Raw genomic sequence first — 7,208 nt, 5'->3', positions numbered from 1 at the left:
ACGCAGGGAAGAGGCCGTCCTCTTCCTTCGCGATGTGTTCGTGCAGCTCGGAGACCGCACTCCGGATGCGTTCCTGGTCGGYCGGATCAGCCAGGTCCACGGTGACAAGCAGGTCCTCCAGCTCGCGGTGCTCCCGCGCCAATGGACCGATGTGCTCCGCCACCAGGGGGTCGCGACCCATCACGGCGAACAGGCCGTTCTCCTCGCCCTGCCAGTGGGACCGCAGCTCGGCGCCCATCAAGCGCAGAAGCTCACTCGCCTCGGCCAGCTCACCGCGGTCGATGGCGCGCACCGCGTCGCCACCGAGGTTGATCGCCCGCTCGTGCTCGGCGATGTAGTCCCGGATCAGAGGCATCTCTCGACACCCGCAGTAGTGGCACATGGCTCCATCCCTCTACGGGGTCGGACCCGTTTCCCCGACCCTAGGCGACGTCGACCCGCAGACGACGGGCCTGGGACCAGCTAGTTCCGCGAGTTCGCCACAAACGCTCGACGCCAACCGAAGCCCGACGGCCTCAGTCGGACACCTCAAGCATGGGAATGTCATGGCAGGTGGCGCGCTGCAGGTCTCTCAGGGGAGGTCGGGTACGTGCCTCAGCTGGATTCGCTCTCGCCGTTCGACGTAGGCCGGGAGGATCTCCACTTCGTCGTCAGCAAACCAGGCGAAGGGGTCGGTGCTGGCGACCAAGGAGAAGTTGGCCCACGGCTCGAAGGAGCCCGACCTGATCACGAACTTGGCCCGAGGGGCATAGTCGCTGCAGAGGAGCTCGTGGCTGGCCGAGCTGAACGTCGCACCGGATCCGGTGAAGATCTCCTGCACCTCTCGGTAGAGCCTCGGATGGTGCGACTTGAGCTCCGGTGCGAAGACCGCCTCCTCGACGTAGACCTGGTCGAGGACGACCCGCAGCACGTCGCGCACGTCGACCAGCCCCGGGCGAAGCCCGAGGTCGATCCGGTGGGCATCGGCCGGGATCGGGAACCCGGCATCGGTGACGAGGATGGTGTCTGTGTGGCCGAGAGTGGCCAGTGCTCGAGCCAGCTCGGGGTGGAGCAAGGCGCCGCCCTTCATCGCCGCACTCCGGCCTCGGCGAGGAAGGCGTCGACCGTTGTCCGGTCGCGGTAGGAGGGAACGGTTTCCCAGCCCTCGCAGCACAGGGCAGCGACAGCGTTTGCGAATCGCACCGACTCGACGAGCTCCCGGCCTTCGGCGAGCGCAACGGCGAGTCCAGCATTGAAGCTGTCACCGGCTCCGTTGGAGTCCACGACGTCCACCTGGTGCGGCGCCACGTGGACCTGGTCGTCAGGGGTGAACAGATCGACGCCGTGCTCACCCCTGGTGATCACCACCGCGCCCACTCCCATGGCAAGCAGGCGGTCCGCGATGAGCCGGTTGTCCGCACTGCTGTGGGGATCCAGACCGAGAAGCACTCGTGCCTCCGTCTCGTTGGGGGTGATGACGTCAACGCCGGCCAGACCACCGGGGGGCAGCACGGCGGCCAACGGCACGGCAGGTGCAGGGTTGAGCACGGTGAGGCCACCCGCCTGCTTGGCGGCCGCCAGGCCGGCGAGGGCTGTTGCCAGCGGGATCTCCAGCTGCGCCAGGGCGACCCGTGCCTCGCGAAGCGAAGCCGTAGCCGCCACCACGTCGTCGGTCGAGAAAAGGGCATTCGCGCCGGGGTCGATGACGATGATGTTGTGCCCCGCTTCGTCCTTGATGATCAGGCCGACACCCGTGGGCTGGTCCGGCGTCACCCTGACGTGTGTGGTCGTGACCCCCTCCTCAGCCAGTAGGTCCAGGAACTCCCGACCGAAGGGATCGTCGCCCACGACTCCGATGAAATCGACGGCTGCCCCCAGTCGCGCCGCCTGCACCGCCATGTCAGATCCCTTGCCACCAAAGGTCTGTCGGTAGTCCCTGCCGACCAAGGTCTCGCCAGTGGTGGGGATCCGGTCGGCCGTGATGACGATCGCCTTGGCGTAGCTCCCGACGACGGCCACCCGGGCGCCTTTGGCATCCTCAGTAGGCATCGACGTCACCCACCAGCCCATCGACGATCTGCGGTGCCGAGCTGGTGCCCACGAGCTCGGCCCCCGCCTCGAACATGGCCTGCATCTTCTCCAGCGAGTTGACCTTGCCGGAGACCTTGACGCGGCAGGGCGGTTCGATGTTCGCCTTGAGGAGGGCCACATCTTCCACGGTTGCGGCGCAGCCGCCCACACCCCAGCCACTGGACTGCTTCACCCAGTCGATGCCGGCCTCGTAGGCGATTCGCGTCGCGAGCACCTTCTGCTCCTCGTCGAGATAGCCGAACTCGAGCATCGCCTTGACCTTCATGCCCTCGTCATGCGCGGCCTTGACGATCTCGTTCATGTCGCGGGTGTACTCGTCGACCTGGCCACCCAGCAGGTAGCCGGGGTGGGGCGGGAAGTCGAACTCGTCAGCCCCGGCCTTGGCCAGCTCCCGCAGGGCCGCGAGCCGCATACCAAGGGTGTCGTTGGCCATGGGGAAGTTCAGGGTCGAGGCGACCTTGACGTCGGACCCTGCCAGCACCTCCTTGCCCAGGGAAACCCAGACCGGCGCGATCATGGCGGCGTCGAACCCGTACTCCCGCGCGGTCCGCAGGTGCTCGAGCACTCCGTCGCGGGTGAGGTCAGGGTTGACGTTGGTGTACTGGATGGCCTTGGCGACAGCCTTGGAGTCGGCAAAGTCGATCATGAGTGGTCCTTTTCGGTGATGGATTGAGTCACGTGGGCTGGGTCAGCCGGAGGCCGGCCCGGTCGGAGCGGACGTGGGGGCCGTTGGCGGTGGACCACGGGACTCCGGCGGGGGCGCCGATGGTGGCCTCGTCAACGACGAGTCCGCTTCCTGGCTGGTCGCCGAGGACCAGGCCCCCGTCGGCAACGGTGTGGTCGACGCTGAGGCCGAGTGGCTCCTCGAGGTTCTGCACCTCGATGGCGATGACGTTGGGCAGCGCCGTTGATGCTGCCGCCAAGGGATTCGTGTGGTAGCCCACCGGACTGACTGGGAGGTCGTACGCGTGGGCGACGGCGGCCACCCGCAGGAAGTGGGTGATCCCCCAGACACTGCCGGCCTGCACGATGTCGACCCCCTGGGCCGCGAGCAGGGGTCGGTACTGCTCGAGGCCCGTGAGGTTCTCCCCGGTCGCGACTGCGGCCTTGATGCCACGACGGACGAGGCGATGACCCTCGGCATCCCAGCGCCGCACGGGCTCCTCGACCCACGTGAGGTCGAGGTTTTCCTCGAGCATGGCGACGTGGCGGATCGCTTCCTTGGGCTGCCAGACCTCGTTGGCGTCGAGCATGAGCGCGGGCGAGGCATTGCCTCGGGACAAGACGTCGCGCACCAGTCGGAGGCGGGCGAGGTCGCGAGCTGGATCGAGCCCCCCCTTGACCTTCGCGGCCGTGAAGCCTCGGGCAGCGAAGGACTCGTACACCTCGACCAGCTCGTCGTCGCCCAGACCCGCGTCGAGCCCCGAGGCGTAGCCCGGAACGAACCGATCCCTGCCCCCGAGCAGGCGCCACAATGGTTCTCCGGCGAGCTTGGCCTTGAGGTCCCACAGCGCCATGTCGAGAGCGCCGACGGCTCCGAACGTCGCGCCCTGGTGCCCGGCCTTGAACACCTGCCGCAGCATCCGGTCGTAGAGGGAGACCACCGCGCGCGGGTCCTCGCCTTCGACGGCCGCGAACACGCGGTCCACATCGCGATGTGCCCCGAGGCCGACACCCTCGACCCCTTCGTCGGTCTCGACGATCAAGATGGGCACCTCGGTCACCGCGTCCGGGATGAACCCGTTCGCGTCACCGACAGAGCGCCCCCACCGGTGGTAGGTCGTGAGGCTGCGGTATCCAGTGATCTTCATGTCAGCCCTTCGTCGCGCCGGCGGTCAGGCCGGTGACGAGGAACCGCTGGGCGATCAGGAAGACCACGAGCACCGGCGCGACGGACACGAGCGTGGCCAGCACGAGCTCTGGGGGGCTCACGGCTGCGTTGGCACCCACGACAGGGTTGAAGTTGGGTGTCGAGGCGAGCATCTGCGTCAGTCCGACCTGCATGGGGTAGGCATCGCTGCCTGGCAGCATCACGTAGGGCAGGAAGAAGTTGTTCCAGTTCTGCACGAAGCTGAAGAAGCCCACCAAGGCCACCACCGGCGTGGAGAGGGGCAGCACGATCGATGTGAAGGTCCGCAGTTCCCCACAGCCGTCGATCTTGGCCGCCTCGAGCAGCTCGCTGGGCATGGCTGTGGAGAAGTAGATGTAGGCCAGGTAGACGCCGAACGGGAAGAACGAGTAGGGCAGGACGACCGACAGGGGTGTGTTGACGAGGCTGACGTAGTTGATCTCGAGGAAGATGGGCAGCACGAGCGAGGTCGCAGGCATGAGCATCACGACGAGGGTCGCGACCAGGAGCAGCCGCCGGCCGCGAAACCGCATCTTTGCCAAGGCGTAGCCGGCAGGGACGCTCACGAACAGGGTCAGGACCAGGGCCAAGCCCGCGTAGAGAACCGAGTTGGTCATCCAGGTCCTGATGGCCCCGTCCTGGAACGACATCAAGGCGTTCCAGTTGTCGCGCAGCGCGGACAGGCTCCCGAGGCTGAAGGGTCCGTCGTTGACCAGTTCGCCCGAGTTCTTGGTGGCCGCCAGGAAGAGCCAGATGACGGGCACGAGGAAGAACAAGGCGAACACGCCGAGCACGATCGCCATCAGCGCCCGGCCGGCGAAAGTGCCGGAGGTGGGTGGTTTGCCTGCTCTCCGGTATGCCACCCGGCGGGCTTGGAGTCGATTGGGCCGTGTCGTGGTGGTTGTCATGACGTCTCCCTCAGTCCGTCTCGAAGAGTCGGCCGCGGGCGACGAAGAGACCCGCTGCGAGTGCCGCGACGACCAGCAACATGATCGAGATGGCCGCTGATCCGTTGAAGTCGTTCTGACCGAAGGCATAGATGTAGGCGAGCTGGTTGACGCTGTAGTCGTTGGGAACGACGCCGAAGCTGGCCTGCGAGACGAGCTGGGGTTCCACGAACAGCTGCGTTCCCGCGGCCAGAGAGAGGATCAGCATGTAGACGACCGACTTGCGGATCATCGGCAGCTCGATCTGCAATGCGCTCCGGACAGGACCGCACCCGTCGACCTTGGCGGCCTCGATGACCTCCGTGGGAATCGTGTTCAGGGCGCCGTAGAGCACCAGGATCCAGCCGCCAGCACCCGTCCAGAAGGCGATGAGAGCGAAGATCACCGGCAGGTGTCCGGGGGCCACGACCTGCTGGAACGTGTCGGAACCCGTGGCCTTGAGCACCCAGGCCACCGGGCTCACCGTGGGGTCCAGGAGGAACAGCCACAGCAGGACACTCGAGGCACCCGCCAGGGCGCCTGGGATGTAGTAGGCGAACCGGACGAAGGTCTTGGTCCGACGTCGCGCCAAACGGTTCATGACCAAGGTCAGAGTCACGACGAAGACGGACAGGAGCAGGAGCCAGATTGCGACGAATGCTGCGACGTGGCCCACGGCCGGGAGGAACCGGAAGTCGGTGGCAGCCTTGGTGAAGTTGGACAGGCCCGCGAAACCCCCCGACCCGGTGGTGAACGCAAGGTAGAGCGAGTAGAGCACCGGGATGACCCCGAAGAACATGAACAGGATGGCGAACGGCGCCACGAACAGGTACCCGGCCTTGCCGTTCCCCCGGGAGCCGGCGGCGGGCCGGCTCCCGGGGATCGTTGCAGTGGGGATGGCCATGATGTCAGCTGGTCTTGACCTGGTAGCCGAGGATCTTGGCTTCGTTCTCGATCTGCTTCTGCCACGCGGGGAGCAGAGACTCGATGGTCTCGCCCTTGGTCATACCCGCCTGGACGACCTTGGCCCAGATCGCTTCCTGGCTGAAGGACGGCGAGCCCCAGCCGGACCAAACCTGCCCGGCTGCCTGCTGGAGGGCAGGAGCTATGTCACCGGCGTAGTACCCGCTCTTCTGCGTCTCGGCCAGCCACGCCGTGGCCGCCTGACTGTATGCCGGGTACGTAGGCAGGAGCGTGCCCCCGACGGCGGACTGGCTCGTGACCCAGGTTGCGAAGTCGGCCGCCGCCTTGAGGTTCTTGCTGTGGGCCGAGACCCACCACGCGCCGCCCCCGACGTTGCCCGTCGCCGCAGTACCGGCGTCCCACGCCAGCGGAGGGGCAACCGCGAGCTCACCCTTCGGCGTCTTGAGCGTGCCTTGGAAGACGGCGCCGCCGTACCACGACGGGCCGGGGAGCATGAGCACCTTGTCAGCCTTGGTCTTGGCGAACTCGGGGCCGAACAGCGACAGGGTCGACATGGACTTGTTGGCGATCAGGCCGTCGAGGAGCTTGGCTGCCTTCACACAGTTGGGGTCGCCCGTGTTGACCGTGAGCTTGGTGGGCCCGTCGACCTGGTTGGCGGGGCACTGCGCGGCCCACATGTAGATCTCAGGCGCCCAGGCGTCACCGGCGGTGCCGACCAGGTATCCCGGGTGCTCCGCGGACACCTTGTTCCCGAGCTGCTCGTACTCCGCCCATGTCTTGGGGACGGAGTAGCCCCACTCGTCCATCAGCTTCTTGTTGTACCAGAGAACATTCTGAGCCAGATCATTGCGGAGGCAGTAGGCCACGCCGTCCAGGGTGCACACATCGAGCGCGCCCTTGGAGTACCCGTCGAGCGTCGCGGCGGGCACCAGCCCCTTGTTGACGGGGGCGAGGGCGCCAGTGCCGCCCTGCGAACCCCAGGCAGCTGAGCTGTTGTCCGTTGTGAACGCGACGTCAGGCCAGCCGGAGCCGGCGCGGTCGAACAGCTGCGTCTTGGTCTTGAACGAGTTCGACCCGTTGGCATTGCCGTCGTAGGCGACGATCTTGACCTTGACGTCCGGGTGCGCCGCGACATACGCCTCGGCGACCGGCTGGCGCGTCGAGTCGACCCACACAGTGATCTCGGCCTTCTCGTCCTGCGCTGCGGTCTTGAAGCCGAAGGGACTCCCGGCATCCGCGGTGTTCTTGGTTCCGCCCACGCTCTGCCCGCCGGCGCAGGCGGTCAGGGCCAGCGCGCAGGACAGGGCGGCCGCCGCAACGACCGCCCGCTGCGCCCGGCTGGCCGCTGTCGTCGTGCCGGCTGAGGCGCTCCGCATTCCGATACCCATGGGATGACTCCTTCATCGATCAGGTCTTCGGCGGCCTGGTGCCGCGTTGGC

8 protein-coding genes are annotated in these 7,208 nt (G+C 66.9%); all 8 read right to left on the bottom strand.

Annotation, left to right across the window (positions count from 1 at the left end):
• Window positions 1–355 (bottom strand): hemerythrin domain-containing protein (locus AC1DVZ_RS09735; RefSeq protein WP_477617986.1); only part of this gene is annotated, 355 nt, incomplete at its 3' end.
• A 216-nt stretch (window positions 356–571) separates the two neighbouring features.
• A complete protein-coding gene (rbsD, locus tag AC1DVZ_RS09730; RefSeq protein WP_477617985.1) occupies window positions 572–1,069 on the bottom strand; it encodes a D-ribose pyranase in 498 nt (165 codons plus the stop codon).
• A complete protein-coding gene (locus AC1DVZ_RS09725; protein WP_477617984.1) occupies window positions 1,066–2,028 on the bottom strand; it encodes a ribokinase in 963 nt (320 codons plus the stop codon). The genes rbsD and AC1DVZ_RS09725 overlap by 4 nt, the downstream gene beginning before the upstream one ends.
• On the bottom strand, window positions 2,018–2,716 hold the full coding sequence (deoC, locus tag AC1DVZ_RS09720) for a deoxyribose-phosphate aldolase (protein ID WP_477617983.1): 699 nt from the start codon (window positions 2,714–2,716) through the stop codon (window positions 2,018–2,020). Before deoC ends, AC1DVZ_RS09725 begins: the two co-directional genes overlap by 11 nt.
• A 28-nt stretch (window positions 2,717–2,744) precedes the next feature.
• Window positions 2,745–3,881, bottom strand: a complete 1,137-nt coding sequence (locus AC1DVZ_RS09715) for a mandelate racemase/muconate lactonizing enzyme family protein (protein WP_477617982.1) — start codon at window positions 3,879–3,881, stop codon at window positions 2,745–2,747.
• A gap of 1 nt (window position 3,882) precedes the next feature.
• Window positions 3,883–4,827, bottom strand: coding sequence for a carbohydrate ABC transporter permease (locus AC1DVZ_RS09710; protein ID WP_477617981.1), 945 nt, complete (start codon window positions 4,825–4,827; stop codon window positions 3,883–3,885).
• A gap of 10 nt (window positions 4,828–4,837) precedes the next feature.
• Window positions 4,838–5,749, bottom strand: coding sequence for a carbohydrate ABC transporter permease (locus tag AC1DVZ_RS09705; protein ID WP_477617980.1), 912 nt, complete (start codon window positions 5,747–5,749; stop codon window positions 4,838–4,840).
• Window positions 5,750–5,753: 4 nt separating this feature from the next.
• Window positions 5,754–7,157, bottom strand: a complete 1,404-nt coding sequence (locus tag AC1DVZ_RS09700; RefSeq protein WP_477617979.1) for an ABC transporter substrate-binding protein — start codon at window positions 7,155–7,157, stop codon at window positions 5,754–5,756.
• Between the last annotated feature and the right edge of the window lie 51 nt (window positions 7,158–7,208).

The organism is Pedococcus sp. P2_E5, assembly GCF_056403895.1.
This window is presented reverse-complemented; position numbering and strand designations above follow the sequence as displayed.